This is a genomic window from Cellulophaga sp. BC115SP, assembly GCF_009905545.1.
GTDB lineage: Bacteria > Bacteroidota > Bacteroidia > Cytophagales > Spirosomataceae > Flectobacillus > Flectobacillus rivi.
Map to the genome: position 1 here is coordinate 19,277 of NZ_JAAALB010000016.1, position 22,685 is coordinate 41,961.

Annotated in this window: 22 protein-coding genes and 4 tRNA genes; 1 reads left to right on the forward strand and 25 read right to left on the reverse strand. The window is 37.5% G+C overall.

The window, feature by feature from the left end:
* Position 1: 1 nt before the first annotated feature.
* From GVN22_RS13515 to GVN22_RS13595, 18 genes are all read right to left on the reverse strand, one after another.
* Positions 2–1,978: a TlpA disulfide reductase family protein gene (locus GVN22_RS13515; protein WP_166551556.1), complete on the reverse strand. Its 1,977-nt coding sequence runs from the start codon at positions 1,976–1,978 to the stop codon at positions 2–4.
* A gap of 15 nt (positions 1,979–1,993) precedes the next feature.
* Positions 1,994–3,193 (reverse strand): aspartyl protease family protein, encoded by a 1,200-nt coding sequence (locus GVN22_RS13520; RefSeq protein ID WP_166551557.1) that lies wholly within the window; start codon positions 3,191–3,193, stop codon positions 1,994–1,996.
* Between the two features lie 48 nt (positions 3,194–3,241).
* Positions 3,242–3,544 carry a RagB/SusD family nutrient uptake outer membrane protein gene (locus tag GVN22_RS27735; RefSeq protein ID WP_205690888.1) on the reverse strand — a complete coding sequence of 101 codons (303 nt, stop codon included), beginning with the start codon at positions 3,542–3,544 and terminating at the stop codon, positions 3,242–3,244.
* 15 nt (positions 3,545–3,559) lie between these two features.
* Positions 3,560–4,630, reverse strand: a complete 1,071-nt coding sequence (locus GVN22_RS13525) for a RagB/SusD family nutrient uptake outer membrane protein (RefSeq protein WP_205690889.1) — start codon at positions 4,628–4,630, stop codon at positions 3,560–3,562.
* 11 nt (positions 4,631–4,641) lie between these two features.
* Positions 4,642–8,247, reverse strand: coding sequence for a SusC/RagA family TonB-linked outer membrane protein (locus tag GVN22_RS13530; protein WP_166551558.1), 3,606 nt, complete (start codon positions 8,245–8,247; stop codon positions 4,642–4,644).
* A gap of 6 nt (positions 8,248–8,253) precedes the next feature.
* Positions 8,254–9,264 (reverse strand): FecR family protein, encoded by a 1,011-nt coding sequence (locus tag GVN22_RS13535; RefSeq protein ID WP_166551559.1) that lies wholly within the window; start codon positions 9,262–9,264, stop codon positions 8,254–8,256.
* A gap of 359 nt (positions 9,265–9,623) precedes the next feature.
* Complete coding sequence (locus GVN22_RS13540; RefSeq protein ID WP_166551560.1) at positions 9,624–10,223, reverse strand: RNA polymerase sigma factor; 600 nt, start codon at positions 10,221–10,223, stop codon at positions 9,624–9,626.
* 175 nt (positions 10,224–10,398) lie between these two features.
* Entirely contained in the window at positions 10,399–11,232 is an 834-nt protein-coding gene (locus GVN22_RS13545) for a mechanosensitive ion channel family protein (RefSeq protein ID WP_205690890.1), read from the reverse strand.
* A gap of 62 nt (positions 11,233–11,294) precedes the next feature.
* Positions 11,295–11,846 carry a transcription termination/antitermination protein NusG gene (gene nusG / locus GVN22_RS13550; protein WP_095161148.1) on the reverse strand — a complete coding sequence of 184 codons (552 nt, stop codon included), beginning with the start codon at positions 11,844–11,846 and terminating at the stop codon, positions 11,295–11,297.
* A 67-nt stretch (positions 11,847–11,913) separates the two neighbouring features.
* Positions 11,914–12,105 carry a preprotein translocase subunit SecE gene (secE, locus tag GVN22_RS13555; RefSeq protein WP_095161147.1) on the reverse strand — a complete coding sequence of 64 codons (192 nt, stop codon included), beginning with the start codon at positions 12,103–12,105 and terminating at the stop codon, positions 11,914–11,916.
* A gap of 166 nt (positions 12,106–12,271) precedes the next feature.
* Positions 12,272–12,342: transfer RNA gene (locus GVN22_RS13560), tRNA-Trp, on the reverse strand.
* Between the two features lie 284 nt (positions 12,343–12,626).
* The gene (gene tuf, locus GVN22_RS13565; RefSeq protein ID WP_166551561.1) at positions 12,627–13,814 is read right to left on the reverse strand and encodes an elongation factor Tu; all 1,188 of its coding nucleotides are present in this window, start codon (positions 13,812–13,814) and stop codon (positions 12,627–12,629) included.
* A 119-nt stretch (positions 13,815–13,933) separates the two neighbouring features.
* A tRNA-Thr gene (locus tag GVN22_RS13570) sits at positions 13,934–14,008 on the reverse strand.
* Between the two features lie 127 nt (positions 14,009–14,135).
* Positions 14,136–14,208 (reverse strand) — tRNA-Gly (locus tag GVN22_RS13575).
* A 55-nt stretch (positions 14,209–14,263) separates the two neighbouring features.
* A tRNA-Tyr gene (locus GVN22_RS13580) sits at positions 14,264–14,346 on the reverse strand.
* 244 nt (positions 14,347–14,590) lie between these two features.
* Positions 14,591–15,772, reverse strand: coding sequence for an outer membrane beta-barrel protein (locus GVN22_RS13585; RefSeq protein ID WP_166551562.1), 1,182 nt, complete (start codon positions 15,770–15,772; stop codon positions 14,591–14,593).
* Between the two features lie 91 nt (positions 15,773–15,863).
* The gene (locus tag GVN22_RS13590; RefSeq protein WP_166551563.1) at positions 15,864–16,694 is read right to left on the reverse strand and encodes a hypothetical protein; all 831 of its coding nucleotides are present in this window, start codon (positions 16,692–16,694) and stop codon (positions 15,864–15,866) included.
* A gap of 8 nt (positions 16,695–16,702) precedes the next feature.
* On the reverse strand, positions 16,703–17,275 hold the full coding sequence (locus tag GVN22_RS13595; RefSeq protein ID WP_310586453.1) for a sigma-70 family RNA polymerase sigma factor: 573 nt from the start codon (positions 17,273–17,275) through the stop codon (positions 16,703–16,705).
* A 147-nt stretch (positions 17,276–17,422) separates the two neighbouring features.
* Between GVN22_RS13595 and murI the strand changes: the two genes are divergently transcribed.
* Positions 17,423–18,229, forward strand: a complete 807-nt coding sequence (gene murI, locus GVN22_RS13600; protein WP_166551564.1) for a glutamate racemase — start codon at positions 17,423–17,425, stop codon at positions 18,227–18,229.
* A 59-nt stretch (positions 18,230–18,288) separates the two neighbouring features.
* Here the strand turns inward: murI and GVN22_RS13605 are convergent, their stop codons facing one another.
* The 7 genes from GVN22_RS13605 to cyoE all read right to left on the reverse strand — a co-directional run bounded on the left by GVN22_RS13605 (position 18,289) and on the right by cyoE (position 22,684).
* Entirely contained in the window at positions 18,289–18,558 is a 270-nt protein-coding gene (locus GVN22_RS13605; protein ID WP_166551565.1) for a hypothetical protein, read from the reverse strand.
* Between the two features lie 10 nt (positions 18,559–18,568).
* On the reverse strand, positions 18,569–19,108 hold the full coding sequence (locus GVN22_RS13610; protein ID WP_166551566.1) for a DUF420 domain-containing protein: 540 nt from the start codon (positions 19,106–19,108) through the stop codon (positions 18,569–18,571).
* A gap of 50 nt (positions 19,109–19,158) precedes the next feature.
* A complete protein-coding gene (locus GVN22_RS13615; RefSeq protein ID WP_166551567.1) occupies positions 19,159–19,884 on the reverse strand; it encodes an SCO family protein in 726 nt (241 codons plus the stop codon).
* A gap of 69 nt (positions 19,885–19,953) precedes the next feature.
* A complete protein-coding gene (locus GVN22_RS13620) occupies positions 19,954–20,307 on the reverse strand; it encodes a cytochrome C oxidase subunit IV family protein (protein WP_205690891.1) in 354 nt (117 codons plus the stop codon).
* 35 nt (positions 20,308–20,342) lie between these two features.
* On the reverse strand, positions 20,343–21,098 hold the full coding sequence (locus tag GVN22_RS13625) for a cytochrome c oxidase subunit 3 (protein WP_166551568.1): 756 nt from the start codon (positions 21,096–21,098) through the stop codon (positions 20,343–20,345).
* A gap of 56 nt (positions 21,099–21,154) precedes the next feature.
* A complete protein-coding gene (locus tag GVN22_RS13630; RefSeq protein WP_205690892.1) occupies positions 21,155–21,751 on the reverse strand; it encodes a cytochrome c oxidase subunit 3 in 597 nt (198 codons plus the stop codon).
* Between the two features lie 45 nt (positions 21,752–21,796).
* Positions 21,797–22,684: a heme o synthase gene (gene cyoE / locus GVN22_RS13635; RefSeq protein ID WP_166551569.1), complete on the reverse strand. Its 888-nt coding sequence runs from the start codon at positions 22,682–22,684 to the stop codon at positions 21,797–21,799.
* Position 22,685 lies beyond the last annotated feature (1 nt).

A 22,685-nucleotide genomic window follows, 5' to 3' on the forward strand; every position in this document is an offset into this window, starting at 1 on the left:
GCTATTCTGCTTTTTTGGTTAATTCAATCATTGCCGAAATTTCATCTGCCAAACCTGTTGCACTTCCTTTGAAACCTACCGTGATAAAACGTAGTTTTCCGTTTTTATCAATAATCAGTTTTTGTGGAATACCAGAAATCGTAAATGCCTTACAAATGCGTTTGAACACTTCGTCATTTGCTTTTTCATTTGGTAACTTATTATCAAAAAGCACTGTAAAAGGATAGTTATTGTCTTTGATATATTGCATGATTTCCTGTTTGTAGTTAGGAGAACGTTCCTCTGTATCAACAAAGAAAAACACTACATTCGGATCATTTTTGTATTTTTCTACCGCCAGTTTCATGCCTGGAAAAGACGCTTTACAAGGCACACACCAAGTAGCCCAAAAATCCATCACGATTGTTTTTCCTCTCAAATCTTTAAACTTCACTGTCTTGCCTGTGCCATCTTTCATTGTCCAATCAGGCATAGATTTATTAATCATAATAGACTTTAGCTCGTCTAATTCTTTGCTTGCCAATTCAGGATTTTTAAGTCCAGACACATAGGTATCAAAGCCATTTTCAGAACCTCTCGCACGGATATAATCCTTTTTCAATAAATCTAACATTTCAGGAGAACTCTGATTTTCGTGCATACTTTTCACTAAAACCTCCTGTAACAAATCATATTTTTTAAAATGGTCTAACAACAAAGCCTGTTCGTTATTGAGCATAGCTGATTTGAACATAAAGTATTTCTGAGCACGATTGGCTAAGTCCATTGCCTCCTCAAAGTTGCCTGTATTGCGTAAAATACCGATTTGAGTAAGTGCAAGATTCTGGTTAAAAATCTTTTCATACTCTACAGCCCATTCATTCGGTGACAAAAACCAATATTCTACAGGTCGCTGATTTTTGAATAATTCCATTCGTTTGACCATTGCTCTAGCAGGAGCCAACAGCTGTGAATCATCAACATCCTTTCTTTTATGTGCAATATCAATACACTTATAATAAATCGTAGGAATACTTATTGCTGGGAGCTCTGCACTCATCTTCTCTAGACTAGCATAATCTTTTTGCATCATAGCTTGAATAGCCATCGACAAATACACATTGGTATAGTTTACCATTCGTTTTTCATTGAATGTATGGTCTGCATCACGATAAGGAAACTGCTTCAAAAATGCCTTGCACAGTTCGATTTTCTTTCCAAAATCACGTTCAAAATTAAGTTGCTGATAGGCTTTCAATCGTGCCAAATCACCCGATGGATAAGTACTTAAAATAACTTTTTCCAAAGAGTCTGAAGTTGTTTTATTATTTAATGGATGCTGATAAAGAGACAATAATCTCATCAAATTCTGTTCAGTAGGGCTTTTCTTCAAAAAAGCTACCACACGATTCACTCTTACCAAAGATGGTTCACCTTGCATTTTGAATAATGCTTGACAGAAAGGCACTGAAAGTGCCTCGCTTGCCTCTTTGGGATGAAAACTAATTTCCTGATTTAGCCAGAAATACACCGCAGAGTCACTAATATTCTGTTTTTCTAAGTAGTTCTTTACTCCGTAACCAAAGTCTGAGGCACGCATAAGTCCCCAACCTGCATATCCTCCCGGAGCAAATCTCCCTGTATCATCAATCAACATTTGAGAAAATGAAAACCCATTATTGGTATCCTCTAATTCTCCACTTTTAAACTTTACACTCAACATTCCACAAGTATTTGATAGCTTAAGATTAGCTTTCCAGATACCATTTTCTTCCTTAAAAGCTAAATCATTTACCTGCCAAACATAATTTTCGTAGGTATAAACAACAGCCTTAATATCTTTTTTTCCTGCCAAAGGCGAACCTTCAGGATTATAAGTAATCGTAATTTCTTGACCAGGTTTTGCACGAAATGGCTCAAATTTCACCCTAGAGTTAGGGTCTTGAGCAAACAACACTTGAGCAAATAGTAGGATAAATCCTAGGAGCATCTTTTTCATGGAGAGCGTAATTTTTTAATTGTTGTAAAAAGCGATGGTTTTTGCAGGAAAGTTGATGACTGTCTTATAAAGTTGTAGAAATGGCGTTCCCAACAATCCTTGGATAGGCAGTTGATGAGAAGCGTCCACATTAATTTTGTTTTCGGTCATAGCCATAAACATATCTTTAAAAAGTAAGGATTCTAATTTGGCCTCGGGCAAATAGCCCGTAATACTCTTTTGAGTGCTACCCTCTGCTCCACCTACATTTTCGGCCATAACCTCTTCCAATAGCGGACTAATTGCCGAGCTATAGGGCTGATATATCACATTGGCATTAGCGCCACAATCGATACCCAACTGGTATGTTTTTCCATGAATCGTTAGAGGTATAATTGGAATATGTCTTTCTTGAGAAAAAGGAATACTCAACAAAGCTTTGGTAAGTTTGGGTGATTTTTCTAAAGTCAGTAGTTGATTTTTGTAGTCAAAAGTTACGACATAGTCTTTCATCCATTCATAACCTAGTAAGCCCAAAAAGGGAAATTCTGACTTCTCCATAGGAGACGAAACCAGTGTTTTGTTGGAAATTTCTATTGCTCCTATTTTTAGATTATCCACATTTGACAAACGAACATCTTTCATCGAACCATTCAGTCCAGAAAAAGAAGTAAAAGGATTTCCTTGTATTTTGGAAGCATATTGACGATTGAGTATTACCACAGGACATCCACTATCGAGCTGAAAATAACCTTTTTGACCATTGAGTTCTGCCTCGATAAATATCAATCCATTACGCATATTAAAAGGTAATGTAACCTTTTCAGGAAAAATGCCAGCTAAGATTGGCATTTCTGGTTCGGGTATCCTTGCTGATTTGATAATCCCGAGTTCTTTCACTTTTTCTTTTCCAAAAACAAAATAAGGATGCCCCTCTCTATTGTCTTGATATTTTACATCAAGTTGTACTTTTGTCAATACACCATTCGCCTCTTGGCTTACGATTTTATAACTAGCAATGGCGACGTATTTTTCTAAAATAGCTGGCAGAATAATGGCATTTTGCCCTTGGGGTAAGTTGGCGATAGTACAACTGTCGTCTACCATTGTGAGCAATAGAGGAATATTCTTTTGATTAATTGCCGTAATCAAGGCATCCACTCTTTCGGGAATTGTCTGAGCGTACAAGGGACTAAAAGCCGAAATTCCCAAGATGCCAATAAGTTTGCGTAACATAATTTGGGGTAGTCAGAGTGCCACGAAGACACTCTGACTGATTCATTATTAAGGATTAGAAACGAGTTCTGGATTCATTTTAGTAAGATATTGTGCAATTGGTAACACATATCGTTTACTATCTGGGGCCAAAGTGTAAGTTACGCCATTGAATGTGCGAGTGATTGTTTTTTGGAACAATGGTTCACTTTTCAAACGACGCATATCCCACCAACGAAGCATACGGAAACAAAACTCACGACGGCGCTCATTGATTACTTTTACCAAAGCATCGTCATTCGAGGTAGCTGTCAAAGGCGTATAGGCTGTTGACAAAACACGATTTTTACGAAGATTATTAACCCATGTCATCGCTTGAGCAGCCTGTCAAGCTCTTGCCAAAGATTCTGCTTTGATGAGCATCATTTCGGGTACAGACGGACCAAGATTTCGGTTTTCACCTGTGATAATTTCACGGTAAAAATAACGACCTGTATAAGTTGATGACACACGAGAAGCTGGCACCGTAAATAGATTGTAACGTTGGTCGTTGGCATCAAAAAGCGACAATAAATCATCACTTAAGCGCATAGCTGTTGGCGTGTAAGCGCTCGTTCCGTAAGCAGCAATTTTTGACAATAAAATTTCAGGGTCATTAATACGCTTAGGAAAAGTACTTGTTGCTGTCATGGTAGCCATATTATTGAGAGTACTTCTCAATGCCAAAGCACTATCAGCATACGCTTCCGCCATTTTGTAGTTGTTCATGTACAAATAAGTACGAGCCAACAGTCCATATGCCGACGGCTTAGATGGCAAGGTATTATATTGTTGTGTTGCTAGCAGATTAGGCAACGCTTGCTTCAAATCTGTGAGAATTTGTTGGTAAACTGTTTCGACACTAGCACGATTTAGACTCTGAGAAAACGTTTGGGTCAATAAAAGCGGTACTCCCAAGTCACTCGATGCTGTAGTTGCATTATATGGTTTACCATATTGGTTTACCAATGTCAAGTATGCATCTGCACGATGTACCAAGGCTTCCGCCATTAATTTTGCCTTATCCGTTTCGGGACCATTACTCGTAGGCAGTTCGCTAATAATAGTATTCGTTCTGAAAATACGAGCATACATGGTATTCCAGTCGGTGTCATTTTCATAACTTGTACTAAGTGGGAAAATGTCATCTTGCCATGTATAGGTATTTTTGTAATAGCTATACGAAATGTTTAACAAACTCGTCTGTTGAGCGGCATCCACGATGGCTATATCATCACTAGCCAAATCACCGAGGATAATTCCTGTTTCGTAAGCCGAAGTATTATTCAATAAGTAACGATAATTAGTTACATCTTTTGGCACTAAACTTCCTTGTGTTTTTATATCCACAAAGCTTTCACATCCACCTGTAAACAATCCTAGGTTCACAAGGCTAAAAAGTATTGCTATCTTTTTCACGACTTTATTTATTAGAAGTTTACGTTAAGTGAAGCTGTAAATGATCTTGATGGTGGTAATCCCAGCGTTGTACTCGACAGCGGACTAGCAAATACAGGATCAAAACCTTCTTTATTTTTTGTCCAAATCAATCCGAGGTTACGTGCAGCCACTCCCAACGAAGCAGACTTGATACCAAGCTTCCCTAAGATTTTGGGTTCTATTTGATAAGTCAATGAGATTTCACGCAAACGCACATAATCACCAGGCAATACATTAATATCAGAATACTGATAGCGGAAAAGGCTCAATGAAGCATAAGTTCCTGCCATGCCTGGCACATTGGTAGTTAGCTCATCTCCTGCTTTTCTCCAGCGTTTGGCAATATCTGCACTCAAATCATATTTCAAACCTGTGTTTCGAGCTGTCCCTGGATATGTTGATACCGAAGGTTTTACAAAGACATTTCCAAAGCTGTAATTGACAATGGTATATAACGAAAATGCCTTATAACGCAACGTAGCATTGAACGACCCAAAATAAGGTGCCGTTAGTCGACCTACATACTTGAGGGCATCGATGGAAGTAATTGACTGGCTTGCGGCTACTTTTTCACCTTTTTCGTTAAAAATTTGCGTCATACCCGTCGCATCTAAGCCAGCAAATTGATATACCATTAGCTTATCTGTTGTATATCCTTTAATCCATGTTTGACTAATTGGATTAGATAAGAATGAAGAAGATGGAACAAAACGGGTATCGGTTACCACATTGGTGTTATAAGAAAACGTTACCCCAGCTTGGATTCCCCAATTATCTTGACGAACGGCATCTCCTCTAAGTGCTACCTCGACACCATGACCTGAAAGTGAGGTGGTATTACGCTTCAAAGTATTGACACCGTAAGTAGGGTTTACCGGAAATTCATATATGATATTTCGACCTTCTTTATTATAAATATCGATACTACCACTCAGGCGTCTGTTGAATAAGCCAAAGTCTACACCAAAGTTGGTTACATAAGTATTTTCCCAACGCAATGTTGGATTGGCAGGGTTCAAAATATCGCCGTAAGGATTGGTCGTTGTGAGATCAGAGCCCGATATGTACATACTTGTAAATGGATATATATCTGTGGCAATGTTACCAGTAACCCCATAAGTTGTTCTAATACCCAACGTATTTATCCAAGAAATCCCTTTAAAAAACTCTTCTTGGTCGGCATTCCACTTCAAACCTGTTGACCAAAGAGGTGTAGCACGAAACTCCCGATCTAGTCCAAAGTTGTTATAATCATCATAACGAGCACTTCCCGAAAGTACATAGCGATTTTTGAAGGTGTATGATGCATTTGAGTAATAGGATAAATATCTTCTAGTTTTATCTGCTTGCGATGGTGCTCCACCAAACGACGATATTCCTCCAATAGCTGTTGTGTAGGTCGAAGCATAATTAACATTCTGAGCAATCCCTGTTTGCATATTATACCCGTAGAGCGTCGCACTACCTTGTCCTACATTTGTTTCACGAATTTCAGCACCAGCAATGGCATTTACTTGGTGGTCTTGTCCAAAATTTTCGTTGTACGCCAACTGACCTCTCAAACTGTAATTATTAAGTTGGGTATTAGTTTGTTGCAAAACGCCACCGTTTGGTACAGCACTCACCAGTTGCCCAGCAGCATTTACTACTGTCGACATATTGATTAAATCTCGCGTGTAATAAGTATTTGGCGAATTATATACTTTACTCAATGAGAATGTTCTTTCATTGCTATAAAAACCAATCGCCGATAGTCCTTTAAAAATGGGTACTGTTACATTTACGGTAGCTAAATAGTTGTTATCATAAGCTGTATTATTTACAAAATCTTGTTCGTCAAGGTAATTATATCGCCAAGGCATATATCCTTTGGCTTCTAGTCCACTTAGATAGCTACTGTAATAGTTTCTTGAATATGATACTCGATTGCCATTATCATCTATCAATTGATTATAAGGCATAAATGTGGTTAAGCTAGGTGAAAACAAGTTTGATAACCCCACTGCTCCTTGTTGGTAATTGAACAATGACGCTTTTAGATTGGTAGCAATCGTTACTTTGTTAAAAACTTTGAAAGTATTATTCATCGTCAAAGTCATACGCTCGCCTTTTGTTCCTACAGTCGATGGTTGTTCTTTACTATAAGACAAACCATAATAGTAGTTCGAAACATTACCTCCTCCCATAATCGAGAAGTTGTATTGCTGATTGGTAGCAGGCGTCAGAATATACTTTGATACCTGATCTAATCCATTAGTTTTTGTACGCAAGTCACCGATAGCGGCATCGTATGCCGTTTGCGAAAGTCTTCCCGCCTTCAACTGTAATGTCAAATCTGTTGCACGACTTACGGTTTGAGGAAACAACGTTGTCGTAAGAGGATTTATCAGCAATCCTTTATTCACGATTTCTTGTTCGTAGTCAATGGTTTGATCAACAGTCATCAATTTGAGGTAATTCAAACGAGGGCGTTCACTTGACATAAAATCAGCAGAAAAGCTAACTTTAGGCGCTTGATTGTTCGAACCTCTCTTGGTAGTAATAACAATTACGCCATTGGCAGCTCTTGTTCCCCAAATAGAGGCTGCTGCTGCATCTTTAAGAATGGTGATATTGTCGATGTCTCTTGGATTAAAGGTTTTCAAATCCAAATCTGTAATAGAGCCATCTACGACAATCAAAGGCATTTTTTCTCCAGAGTTGGTTGTCACACCACGAATCAACATATTATAATCAGATGCGCCAATGGTACGAGTTCCACCATTAATTGAATAACGAGTGTTGTTATAAGTAAATGTGTTATCTCCCGAATAGGTCTGTACATCCAAACCTGGCACTAGTCCTTCTAATCTTTGGATAACATTCGGCACAGGGATTTTTTCTAAATCTTTAGCACTCACACTACTAAAAGCACCTGTTGCACGCTCTTTAGGTAATGACTGATAACCTGTACTAACTACAGCTACCTCGTTCATCAACTTACTTGCTTCGGCTTCCATCTGGATATTTAACATTCCGATACCACTGATGGTCAGCTCTTTTTCCTTATATCCTACATAAGTTACCACCAACTTATCGCCAGCTTTCATGCCCGAAAGATTGTATTCGCCACGCTCGTTAGCAGTAGTCCCTTTACGAGTACCTTTTACCCAAACGTTGGCCCATGGTAATGAAACACCATCGATGCCTGTGATTGCTCCTCTAAGAATCAAATCTTCGTCTTTATTTTCTTGGGCTTCAATGGTAGTTGGCGCATTTGTTCTTGGTGGTTCGGCTGGTGTTTCGGGATTTTTGAAAAACCGAGCATCACGGGCTACAATACTGTACGAATTGCCACTTACGTACAAGAAAAGTAGGTTATTAGGATATAAAATATCCTTCAATATCTCTTCAACAGAGGAGTTATTCAATGCCGACGCTTGGGTCGTTTTGCCATTTAGTAAATTGTGTTCATAAGCAAATTTGGTTTTAAATTTTTTCTCTATTTGAGAGATAGCATCCTTCAAAGGAATCGTTTTTTGCTGACTAAAAGCAATAAAGTTCAGGAGTACCAACAATACGCTGGTGCCCAGTATTTTCGAAATCGAATGTTTCATACGATGTTACCGTGATCTTAAATAAATGATTCTTCCTTCTTTATAGATATTTACGTTTAAGATATTGGATAGGGTGTAAAGGATAGTCTCCTCGCTATTGAAGGCTATAGTTCCATCAATTTGCTTGGACGCTAGGGTTGAGTCTTCTAGAACGACTTTGTACCCGTAGGTATCTTCGAAGTTGTCAATAATCTGTCGTGCGGTCAGACCACTTACAACCATATTTCCTTCGAGCCAAGCCTCGGGCACGTTCCGAGTTTGTTCTAGGGTTTGTTTTTGCAAAATGCCATTGTAACGGACAATCTCTCCTGGCTTCATGATAATAGCCTGAGACTGATTTTCAGCTTGCACTCTAATCTTACCCCTCAACAACGCAATCTGAACTTGTTGGCGACGCTGTTTTACATTAAATTCTGTACCTAAGACATCCACCAATATTTTGCCTGCATGCAGGCGAAACTCTTCCTTGTTTTGGATATGAGTGGGGTCGGCATTCAAATGTTTTACATTCAAATACACTTCCCCACTTACCCACACTTCACGTTTGTTTTGCCAAGCCCAAGCTCGATGGTAACTAATCGAGGAGTTGGCATTTAAGGTCACTATACTATTATCGGGCAAGGTGATTCTTTTTTGCTGTGCATATTCGGTCGAAATAGTAATCATTGATTGTGCATACCAACCGATTCCTATCGCTATTGTCAACATAGCTGCTGCGGCAACCGAAGCAACTCTTACCCATTTGATAATTTTATTTCGTTTTTCTTGTTGTCCAATACTCGTCTGAATATCGGCAAATAGGCTTGCGCCAAAATCTTTCGCTGGCTCAATGCGTTCAGCGGTCAATACAGTTCTTAATATCAACAATGCTTGTTGATACGCTTTCAAATTTTTGGGCTGGCTTTTTTGCCATTCTTCCCACTGTCGACGTTCTTCTTCTGCACCTTCTTTGACCCAACGGATAAAACCCGCATCACTCAAAAAATCTTCCGTAGAATATGTATTGTACTTTTCCATCTATTGCCAGATTTATTTGGCTTCTATATATACAAACCGAATAATTTTTGCCATTACCCCATAGAAGCCAATTTTTTTTCACTTTTTTTTAATATTTCTATAATTATTTATTTAAAATCAAGATAATGGACTGATAGACAGAAAGTTAACGATTTATTCATTTTCTCTTTTATCTAAAATAAAAATATCTTATGAAGCACTGTTACAGAATGTTACATAGCTATGTGCATAAACAGAGTAGAGATAGCTTCATCATTTACTCAAAAATATGAGACAAGCACTGATAACAGAGATATGATTAATTGAAAATGACTTTTAATTAGTAGAAAATAGATGAGCATATCGTCTCAAAAGCGTTCTTAGAGAATTCCTTTGAGACGAAGAAGTAGAATAAGGCTGATAATACTTGAGTTTGGCATATCCAAAATGCCACGTAGGGTTTCTAATGCACGACTATTGAGCTTGTACACCCCTTTTACCGAGATGTCCATCATGGCCGCAATCTCGTTGTATTCCAATTCTTCGAAATAACGTAAATAAAGCACCTCCTTCTGTCGAGGGCTAAGTTGATTTAAAGCCTGAAGTACCTTTTGAGCTTGTTCATCGGTTTGTTCAAGCTTGGTAAGTTCTATTTCTGCATTAAAAGTGATATGAAAAGATTCGGCCTCTTCCATATCCACATAATACAGGTTGCTTTTCTTAGTAGTTTGATTGAGGATAAAGTTGCGGAGTGACGCCAGCAAATAATAGCGAATATTATCTGTCGTGCCTGTTGTAGTACGATTCATCCAGAGTTTTACAAACAAATCGTGCACATAATCACGAACGAGTTCTTCATTTTGCAACTTACGCATCCCATACTCGTAGAGGGCTTTATAATGTTGGTTATAAATAGCCTCAAAAGCTTCTCGCTCCCCTGTCAAAAAGGTTTCCCATAAGTATGTATCCTTGGTTTGCATCAAAGCTTCTTGGTGATTAGTTATCGTAGTATTACAAATTTATAAAAAAACTAAGTCTATCCTCTATGCTACATTTTACCAAAATATAACTTACTCTATTAAAATAAGTATTTATACCGATAAAAAACAAAAGCCCCTTCGTGCTTTTGAGTACACAAAGGGGCTTTTGTTATAATTAGCCAATACTTTTTACCGTAATGACAGGGTCAGGGAATTGAATTCCGACACTATCAAATTGTTTTTTGATATGTTCATTCATAAAATACTGCGTTTTATCTAAGTCGGCGGCATTTACCCATAATTTCACCTCCCAGACAATAGCGCTGTCGGTAAGTCTACCCACCAGCACATCATTATTTTTATCTTTTTGGACAAAAGAGCATTCGCTTATTACATCCTTAATTGCCTTACGGGTAACATCTATGTCATTGGACATCGCCACTTGAAATTGCATATCCAATCGAATAATCCCTTTTCTCGAAATATTCACTACTGGCGAAGTGGATAAGCTACCATTGGGTAATATGATAGTTCGATGGCTTGTGGTACTTATTACGGTGTTAAAAATCTGAATAGACTCTACGTAACCAGTATAGCCATGCACAGTTATCAATTCCCCTACTCGGAATGGTTTAAAAACTAAAATAAGTACGCCTCCAGCAAAATTTGACAAGCTTCCTTGCAAAGCCAAGCCTATGGCTAAACCTGCGGCACCCAATGCGGCAATAAAAGAAGAGGTTTCTATTCCCAAAATTCCAGCGCAACTCAGTACCAACATAATATTCAACGCTGCACGAACCAAAGAAGCTAAAAATGGCTGAACATCGGGATCAATACTTTCCAATTTCATCTTAGAATGCATCAGCCCTATTACTTTTTTAATAAGCAAACGCCCAATGAAAAACATCAATAGGGACATCAATACTTTTGTACCGTATTGTAACAATAAAGGCAAAACCTTGTCCTCGAAATTGGTCAAATAATTATGGGCTAAATACATAAAGTTCATAGCTGTAAACAAATAAAGCGCCCTTGCAACAAGGACGCTTTACGTATAAATGTCAAATATAATTATTTCTCTACTTGAGAGTAATTTAGTTCAACTGGAGTATTACGGCCAAAGATTTTAACCATAACATTCAATTTCTTCTTATCGTCGAAGATTTCCTCTACAGTACCTTCAAAAGAAGAGAATGGACCATCAATAACTCTGATAGTTTCTCCTTTTGTAAACGACAATGTTGCTACTTCTTCAATTGGAGCAACCTCATCAATTTTCCCTAAGATACGCTTGATTTCGCTTTGGCGTAAAGGGATTGGTGTTTTAGACGTTTTACCATCATTCCAGCTCAAGAAACCAATTACACCTGGCATTGAAGTAATAATGTGTGAAACCTCACCATATTTAATATCAGCTTCTACGAAAACATAACCTGGAAATAAAGTCTTTTCACGAACAATTTTCTTACCGTTACGAATTTCGTAAGTCTTTTCAGTAGGTAACATCACTTGAGGAACGTACTCTGTAAGACCTTGTCTTTGCACCTCGTTCTCAAGATATGTTTTTATCTTTTTCTCCTGTCCTGAAACTGCTCTCAAGACATACCAATTAGTTTCTGCCATCTTTAATAATGATTTCTTTGAGATTGAGAACAAAATCTGTTTGTAAAAGAACAGTTCGTCAGCTCAATTAGAATGACTGATAGAACAACTCTAGACCAGACTTGAACAAAAAGTCGATAAGACCAACCACAAGAGCAAAAATCAAAGAAGCAACCAATACTAGCGTAGAGCTTGCTTGCAATTCACTAAACTTTGGCCATGTTACGTTTTCTGTAACTTCAGTCCAAGAATCTTTAAATAATTGTGTTAACTTATTCATGTTCTTCGTAATGTTATGAAGCTACGAGCTTTCTTTGGTTTGCTTTTCGCTTGTAAAAAGTGATGCTATCCTTTATAAACTTTAAAGTTCCGAATTCTAGCTTAAAATTCCGACTAATTTAAATAATTAATCTGAAACTCGAAACTAAAAATCGGAACTTACTTTGCACGGGCACCAGGACTCGAACCCAGACCGAAGGTTTTGGAGACCTCTGTACTACCTTTATACTATGCCCGTATTGTTTGGAATGCAAAGGTAGCAGTTCGATTCTGCATTTCCAAGCACTCAGTATAGGTTTATTTAATATTTTTTCTCTTTATTTTCAAAAATAATTTTAATAGCTTGTTTTTCAAAAGCTTAAGCTCCTACTGATTCTTTCTAAAATAGAATTGTAGAACCCTAAATCATTCAATATATAGGTATCATTTCTATTATTTCTGGAAATATCTCCTCCAAAATGCCTATAAAAACAAAAAGCACTGTCTTTCGACAGTGCTTTTCTAATATGGTTAATCTTAGGATTAGTCTAAGATTTCAGTTACCTGACCAGCACCTACAGTACGTCCACCTTCACGGATAGCGAAACGAAGACCTTTGTCCATAGCTACTTTGTTCAACAATGTAACGTCGATAGTCAAGTTATCACCTGGCATACACATTTCGATACCTTCTGGCAACATGATTTCACCTGTTACGTCAGTTGTACGGAAGTAGAACTGAGGACGGTATTTGTTAAAGAATGGAGTGTGACGACCACCTTCTTCTTTAGACAAGATATAAACCTCTGCTTTGAATTTAGAGTGAGGCTTAACTGAACCTGGCTTACAAATAACCATACCACGACGGATAGATTCTTTGTCAATACCACGCAACAACAAACCTACGTTGTCACCAGCTTCACCACGGTCAAGGATTTTACGGAACATTTCAACCCCTGTTACAGTAGATTTCAAGTTCTCAGCACCCATACCTAAGATTTCAACTGGATCACCAGAGTTGATAACACCAGTTTCGATACGACCTGTTGCTACAGTACCACGACCTGTGATCGAGAATACGTCTTCAACTGGCATCAAGAATGATTTATCGATATCGCGTTTTGGAAGTGGAATCCAGTTATCAACAGCATCCATCAAAGCTTCGATAGTAGCAACCCATTTCGGCTCACCGTTCAAACCACCTAAAGCAGAACCTTGGATTACTGGAATGTTATCGCCATCAAATTCATAGAATGACAACAATTCACGGATTTCCATTTCAACAAGTTCCAACAATTCTGGGTCATCAACCATGTCCACTTTGTTCATGAACACTACCAATTGAGGTACACCTACTTGACGAGACAAAAGGATGTGCTCGCGAGTTTGTGGCATTGGACCGTCAGTTGCAGCAACTACGATGATAGCACCGTCCATTTGAGCAGCACCAGTTACCATGTTTTTCACGTAATCGGCGTGACCTGGACAGTCAACGTGTGCATAGTGACGGTTTTCTGTTTGGTACTCTACGTGAGCAGTGTTGATTGTGATACCACGCTCTTTTTCTTCAGGAGCTGAGTCAATTGATGAGAAATCTTTCTTTTCAGCAAGTCCTTTTTCTGACAACACCTTAGTGATGGCAGCAGTCAAAGTAGTTTTACCGTGGTCAACGTGACCGATAGTACCAATGTTTACGTGAGGTTTACTACGGTCAAAATTCTCTTTTGCCATGATTATTTAGTTCTTAATTAGTTTTATAAAAAGAATGAAAAAATTGATACCTTTCAACTTCCAACAACCAAAGATAAAAGATACTTGATAGCTCCTATTTAACTATTTGTTGTTTTGAATGGAGCCTTTGAGCAGGATTGAACTGCCGACCTCTTCCTTACCAAGGAAGTGCTCTACCACTGAGCTACAAAGGCAGACGTTGAATGCTTTCTCGTGAGTCCAAACTGAAGTAGACCACAAACAAAAATGGTTAATCGTTAATCGCTAATTCGCTAAACTATTAACTATTAACTATTAACAACCAACCATCTTAATTTCTTGAGCGGGAGACGGGGCTCGAACCCGCCACCTATAGCTTGGAAGGCTATCGCTCTACCAAATGAGCTACTCCCGCTTTTCTATAACTGGTTTAAAAGTTTCGAAAAAGTTTCCCTAAAACTCTAAACTTGTGGGGACAGATGGATTCGAACCACCGAAGACATAAGTCAGCAGATTTACAGTCTGCCCCATTTGGCCACTCTGGTATATCCCCTTATCTTTCTCTTTTTATTTCCGTTTCTTGTAACGTTCCCGTGAAAGAGTGTGCAAAACTAGGTAGATTTTTGATTAAGTCAAAACTTTATTGAAAAAAAATTTTCACTTTTTTTTCAATAAAACTCAAAAAACATAGCTAACTATTCCGTAATTGACATTGTAATATTTTAAAAATCAGGGCTTAATATACTACTTACATAGTACATTAAGCCCTGAAAAAAAATTTACTTTTTTTTGAAATTTTAGAAGCGAATACCAAAACTTAAGCCACTAATTTTGGGACCATAGCCTGTTTGGTACAATTGTGACAAATCATAATTCACGAATAAATCTGGAAAATCTTTCAAACCAAGCTCAAAAGCAAGTCCATATCTAAGATTATTCAAGTAAAAACTGCTATGATTCCAAAGTTTTCTGCCACTGTCAGATTCTTTTGTCTTTGTATAGCTATCTAATCTGTAGCCAACATATCCTCCAAATCCGATATATGTTACTGTACTACTCTTTTTGAATGCTACATAAGGCATTACTGGAAGATTAATATAGGCCACGGTTAATTTATTTCTAGACAAGTCTACAGGTTGCCCTTTGTCGTCAACATAATCTTTAAATTCTATATTATTATTTCCTTTTACTTCATATCTATTGTTTTCATACATGAAATTGTACCAAGAAAACTCTAAACCGTAGCTTATTTTCAAAGCTGCACTGCTTCCTTTACTAATAGCTGCGCTACGAGTCCATCCAAAACCGAAGTAACGAGAGCCAAATGGGCTTAATTCAAAGTCTTTTGTATTATAAATACCGCTTATCGAGCCTGTATTGGTAAAGCTATTTAAACCAAAATAGATATTAAATCCTGAACGAGAGGCAAATTCTCCGTTGCGACGAGCCACTTTTGCTGTATCTCTCCACATCACTCTGGTTTCTTCGCTACCATCTTTTACCACTACGCCATTAACACTTACGTGGACTTCATCTCCTCCATCTTGAATATGTACTCCTCCAAGACCTACACTTACTCCTCCTTTAGATCCCTTATTTCCTGAAGAACCGCTATTGATTGTAGCATTAGAAGGAGCATTGGCTTTGATAGCCACATTAATTGTTTTATTGTTTTGAGATATAACCAAAACTGTATCTTTTGTTATATCGCTATTAACAACTCTTCTGATTCCGATCCAAGTAGCATCGTCTAAGGTCATTCCACTCTTTTGAAAAAGAGCTTGAATATCTTCTTTCAAACTTACATTGGGCTTGCCACCTTCCAATACTGTTTGGTTTCTCTTATCTATCTTGATAACTGTCGAATCAGTCTCTGTATTTCTTGCAATTGTTGGCTGAATTGCTAATACCATAAAAAATGCGATGATGTACAATTTTACCCAGTTTACTGTTACATCTAATTGGCTTATAGATTTCATGACTTTTATGATTTATACTCGATTTAGAAAGTTCTAATTTGTTTTATATCTCCTAGATGCAAGTCGTTTGCCTTAGGTTGCGTGATATTTTTTATTTTTCGTTATTTTTTATTTCTTTCACTGACTCCACGATTGACTCTTTTGTGTTTTCTAACTTCGCATCAGCACGTGCAAGTACTTTTTGAGGTTTAACACCAAGCTCGTTCCAATCCACTCCTTCTCCATTTTTAGCTCTTTTGAGTTGCTGCCAAAGTTTACCTAGTTTACTTGTTTTTCTATTACTTGCTTCTTCAACCCAACCTGGTCTTTCTGTACCTGGACCTGCGGGAGCTTCTACCATGCTTAGTACAATCGTCTCAGCACCCTTAGGAGTAGTTTGCTCTGGAGTAGGTTCCATTACCAGCACGATAGTATTGTTAGTGGCTTTCGGCAATGGCAGAGGTGTTTCTTTCTGAGCTAATACTGGTTCTTGAGTATTTTTAGCCACTTCCATTAACTTATCAAAATGCTCTTTGACTGAGTTCTTGTGAGTGGTTTGTTTATTTATTTTATTCAAACGTGGCTCTGCTTGTACTAAAGACTCTTCGATTTTATTTTCGCTATTACCCGTTTTCTCCAAGACTATTGATCTATTAGGTTGAGCTAGCTTGTCTTCTTTTGTTTTTGGAAGGCTATTTGCCGCTGCAACATTCGAACCTTCAACTTCTGGGTTTTTTATAGTAGTTTCCCACACTAAATACCCTACTGTTCCTAAGAGTAACACCACTGATGCGGCTCTTGCTACTTTCCACCACAGAGGTACTATTTTAGTTTCGTTTTGTTGTAATTTAGCTTGCAACTTATCCCATGCTTCTGGTCTAGGTTTGCGCTCATAATTTTGTAAACGTTCGTCAAATAGTTTATCTATATTATGCTTTTCCATTTTGTCTGCTAATTAACTGTTGATTTTTGTTGAGCTATTGCATTTTGCAATATAACTCTAGCTCTTGATAATTGTGATTTAGAAGTACTCTCTGTTATTCCTAAAGATGCAGCTATTTCTGCGTGAGAATAACCTTCGATGGCATACAAATTAAAAACGGTGCGATAACCTATAGGTAATGTTTCAATTAACTTCATCAAGTCATCGACTTCTAATTGTGTACTAAATTGTTCAGGTTCTGGTTCATAAAGGATGTTATCGTAGCTCATTTCAAGTTTTGCATTTTTCGTACGTCTCAAGTACATTAATGCTTCGTTCACCATGACTCTTCTAATCCATCCTTCAAAACTTCCTTCTAATTTGAAAGTATCTATTTTCTCAAAAACCTTTACAAAGCCCTCAATCATTATTTCTTCTGCTTCAAAATCATCGTGTACGTATCTAAAACATACTCCAAGCATTCTGGAGGAGTATTTTTCATACACTCTTCGCTGAGCTTTGGGATCGCCTTTCTGACAGGCTTTGACCAGAGCTTCCTCGCTTTGAAAGAGTGATAAACCACCGAGTTGTAAAATTTTCACGATAATTGTCTTGGTTTAGTTTTGTAATAGGTAGATGAAAAAGGTGCTAGAAAGGTTGCATGAGTTGTAATGAATTTTCAACTTTACGAAATTTTTTCTGAAAAACAGATTATATTTTCGGCAATTCCTTTTTACTCAACATTATTTATGCATACATCCGCTCCAATTGGAATTTTTGATAGTGGTATTGGGGGACTCACCGTAGCGCATGCTGTTACGAGATTACTCCCAAACGAAAATATCATCTACTTTGGTGATACTGCACATTTGCCTTATGGCGACAAGTCTGCGACAGCCATTCAGGCATATTCTATCAAAATTTGTAATGTTTTATTACAACAAAAATGTAAGGTAATTTTAATTGCTTGTAATTCGGCCTCGGCAGCTGCGTACGAATTAGTCAAGGAATATGTGGGTAGCAAGGCGAAAGTCATGAATGTAATTGACCCTGTGGTGGCTTTTCTTGGAGAAAATTATGCCAACAAAACCATTGGATTGATCGGTACCAAACAAACTGTAAACTCCAATATTTACAGAAAAAAGATAGACTTTCTTGAAAAAGGAATTACGCTAAAGTCTTTGGCGACGCCACTTTTAGCACCTATGATTGAAGAAGGTTTTTTTAATCATAACATATCTGAAAGTATTATTAACGAATACCTCCAAAATGCTACCTTAGACGATATTGAAGCATTGATTTTGGGTTGTACTCATTATCCTCTCATCAAAAAACAGATTAATCAATACTATAATGGAAAAGTAACTGTATTGGACACTTCTGAAATTGTAGCAAAATCACTCTATGACTATTTAGAAAGTAGTCATTTGCTCAATGAAATGAATGCTCATATTCGTCACTTTTATGTTTCTGATTATACCCAATCATTTGAAACTTCTACAAAAATATTTTTTGGAGAACAGATTCGACTTCAACACTACCCTCTTTGGGAATAGGGCTATGTTTAACATTCAAATAACAAAAAATCCTGTCTCGTTCGAGACAGGATTTTTTGTTATTTGAATGCTTGCTTCAATTTTTGACGCATAATATCTTTCGGACTTAAGCCTTGGTTGGAAGTTCGCCACCAAAGAAAACCAATGACCATTGCTAGCATATAGGGCACCGACAAGAGGTATAAAATGCCCATATTAAGGTTAGAAGCAATTTGGCTTCTTCCATTCGATACGGTACTTTCCACTACCGAACGGCACATAGCACATTGAGCAAAACTCATGGTAGTCGAAACTACACTTAGCAATAAAACGAATAATACCTTTTTCATAAAACTTGAATTATTGGTAATATGGAGAAATCATCAAGTAAACTATAACTCCTGTTACTGAAACATAAAGCCATAGTGGGAATGCCCATTTGACAACTTTTTTATGCTCAGCAATTTGATTGCTCAATGCAAAATATACTGCTTTGAGAACAAACCAAACTACCCCTACAGATAATAAAATATGGGTAAGTAGGAAAAAATAGTAAATGGGACGTAACAAACCTTCGCCTCCATAAGGAGTTGAATCATTTGAAATATGATATAAGATATAAAGTACCAAAAACAAGGCTCCTTGTACAAAAGAAAGCATCATCATTTTGCGATGCCCTTCAAGGTTTTGTTTTTTAATATACGAATACCCTAATATGAGTGTAATGGAAGTTGTGGTATTCAAGATGCCTATTACATGAGGCAATATTTTTGTCCAACTTCCTAAATCAATTTTTTGACGAATACCTATTAAGAGTGCAACCGCAACTGGAATGGCGATAGCAAGGACATTGACGATTTTGTCGTTCTTCTTATCCTTCTGAATCGAGAAAGATGCCATGTTTTAGTGGATTATCTATTAAGTTTTGTTTATTGATATAACTTCAATAATTACTTTTCTGTTTCGTAAATTTTTTGAAGTACTTTAATTTCCAACATCAACCGATCTACGTCTTTCTTATCTGTTCCGTCATAAAATCCTCGGATATACCCTTCTTTATCAACAAGAATCAACTTCTCTGAATGAATAAAAGTCTCATCAGGTGTTTTCACAGCTTTATCATACTCCGAAGCATCTGCCACAGGAATATAATATCCTTTTACTGCCAATGGGTATAATTGCTGACGCGTACCTGTCAAAAAGTGCCATTTCCCTGGAATAGCGTCATATTGCTTGGCATATTCTCGCAACATTTCGGGTGTATCATGAGAAGGATCCACTGTGAACGAGGCAAACTCTACATCTTTATCTTGCCCAAAAGTATCTTGAACCCTTGTCAACTGAGTAGACATTTTGGGGCAAATAGAAGTACATCTTGTAAAGAAGAAATCGGCTACATAAATCTTTCCTGCCAGTTGTTTATTTGTAAATGGTTTACCTTCCTCATTAGTCAATGTCCAATTGGGAATGGTATGAAAAACTGTATCCATTTCGGGTTCATCCCATTTTGGATTAGGGTTTTTCTTCATTTTAATATAACCTGTAGTTGAATCTATCACAGGAATCAACTTGGGGAGTTTGTAATGGTTTTCACCAAAACCTCTCAAGAATAAAAAAATTAAAGCTGGAACCGCTAATGCTACGATTAGAATTCCAGCTTTGATACCTTTTTGCATATTTATCATGCTTTATACTTGAATAAAATACAGGCTGGCATTTTGCCAGCCTACCTTTATTGCTAATGATCAATACAAGTGACCGCCTTCGAAAAGTAATGCAGTCAACAACCATACAACGAAAATAACTGGAAGTAAAATCATCCAAATCAAAGTTTTTACTTCGTGTTTTAAGTGCATGAATTCGCCAATGATATAAAATGCTTTTACAATAGTCATTCCGGCAAATATTGCTACACGAAGACCGTTTGCAGGCATTGTAAATGCGATAATGAATTCAATCGCAGTCAAAATCAAAAGAATCCAGAATGTTTTCCAGATAGCGCCAGTCTGAGCTGGTGGAATTACTTTTTCCTCAGTTGCGTGAGAGTGTGAATGTGATGCCATAATTTCAGAGATATTTTCAAAAATATATGATGTCATGGATAAATTTTATCCATGACATTTTCTCATAAAGACTAAACCAGATAGAAGAATGTAAATACGAATACCCATACAAGGTCTACAAAGTGCCAGTAAAGACCTACTTTCTCTACCATTTCGTAGTGACCACGACGATCATATAAACCTGTAGCAGTGTTGAAGAACACCATGATAATCAAAATTACACCTGAAAACACGTGAGTTCCGTGGAAACCTGTGATAAAGAAGAACAAGTCAGCAAATGCTGGAGGACCGTAAGGGTTTTCGGTAAGATTAGCCCCAACGATTGGATTACCCAAAGCATCTTTTGCTGCTTTTGCTAAGTCGTGAGGACCAGCAATGAAGTGAGACCATTCCCAAGCTTGAGAACCTAAGAAAGTAAAACCACCGATAATTGTCCACAACAACCATTTTTCAACAGCAGCACGGTCGCCTCTGTGACCAGCTTCTACTGCCAATACCATTGTTACAGAACTAAAAATCAAGATGAATGTCATAATACCAACAAACACCAATGGAGCTTCGCCGTGGAAGAATGGCATCGCCTCGAATACTTTCTCAGGGATAGGCCAGTGAGTCGTAGCGAAGTAGAACTTTTCGTGAGCGCCTGTCCAAGCAGGTTGACTAAAACGGATCATTCCGTAAGAGACCAACAACGCTGAGAATGTAAAAGTATCTGAAAGCAAGAAGAACCACATCATTAGTTTTCCATAGCTCGCTTTCAAAGGTTCTGAACCACCCGCCCATGTCAGTTTCTCAGGAACAGCAGGTGCTGCGTGAATTGAAGACATCTTTTTTACTTTTTTGGTTAAATATTAATTACTAGATTATCAATTACCGTTAAAAATTAACGATTAAAATACAAGAAAAAGAACAAATACAACCACAGTCCATCAAGGAAGTGCCAATAGGTAGCACAAAGTTGTATGCGTGTTAGGTTGTTAGAGTTGATACTTAATCTGAAAGATGACACTAACGAGAATAACAGTACAACCAAACCTGAGATAATATGCAACCCGTGGATACCAACAAAAACGTAAATCCAAGAAGATGCAACATCACTTCCAGAGAAGTGCAATTGGTTTTTTACAAGGTCTGAAAAGCCATACCATTGCATAAACAAAAAGGCCATCCCAAATGCAAAAGTAATAGAAATTGCTATTTTGAGTGTATTGAAGTTATCTTTTTTTGCTGCCTTTACTGCCAAATGCATAAACGCACTACTTACTACTAACACACCTGTAGAATACAGGAAAATATTTGGTAAGTCAAATTCATGCCAATTTCCTTCTGCTTTTCTTACTAAATATCCCGAAGTCCAACCAGCAAACATCATTGTAATTGATGCAATTGCAAGCCATAGCATAAACTTCTTAGGGTTCATCGACATAGTTTTTACAGGTTCTTCACCCATGTCTATATCTTTCAAGTGTTCTTGTGTCATTATATTAAGTTTTTGCTTGTTGTTTCTCTCTAAATATTTTACAGGCTATACCTTATCCATCAAAAAGGCAATTTGAACGATAGGGAGATAAATAAACGAGCCGAACATCATCATCAATGCAGATTTATCCGTTGGCTTCATCATTAAGTAAAAGGTTTGAGATAAAAACAATACTCCACAAAGTACCGCAATCATAGCGGAATTAACACCAGCCATACCAAGCATATAAGGAACAAAGCCACATGGTACCAAAAAGATGGTATAGATCATAATGGTGATTGCTGTTCGCAGATCTTTGTGTCCATTGTTCGGAAGCATTTTAAATCCTGCTTTTTGATAATCTTCATCAGCGACCCATGCAATTGCCCAAAAGTGAGGAAATTGCCAGAAAAACTGGATGGCAAACAAAATGCCAGGCTCCAAGCCAAAGTGGTTTGTAGCTGCAATCCAGCCAATCATCGGAGGAAATGCCCCTGGAATTGCTCCTACAAATACAGAAATGGGACCAACTCTTTTGAGAGGAGTATATACAAATCCATATAAAATAAATGAAAGAACGCCAATGACCCCTGCTTTGAAGTTGAACTCAAAAAACAATATATAGCTTGATAGCAATAGCAAAATCAAACAATATATCGAAGCTTCTTTGACAGATAATCGCCCTGTTGGAAGTGGTCGACCTGCTGTACGTTTCATGAGTTTATCTAACTCAATTTCTTTAACTTGATTGACAATATTCGCAGCTCCTGTAATAAGAAAACCTGCTAAACTTATCAAAATTAATCGTTCCCAATCGATTCTTTCTACTGCAAGTGAATAACCAAATGCTCCAGAGAATGCTACTAAGAATGATAATCTAAACTTTAATAACTCATAATATGCTTTTACCTTACCAGCAGTACCTATTGAGATGTTTTCGTTTGTGGTAACCATT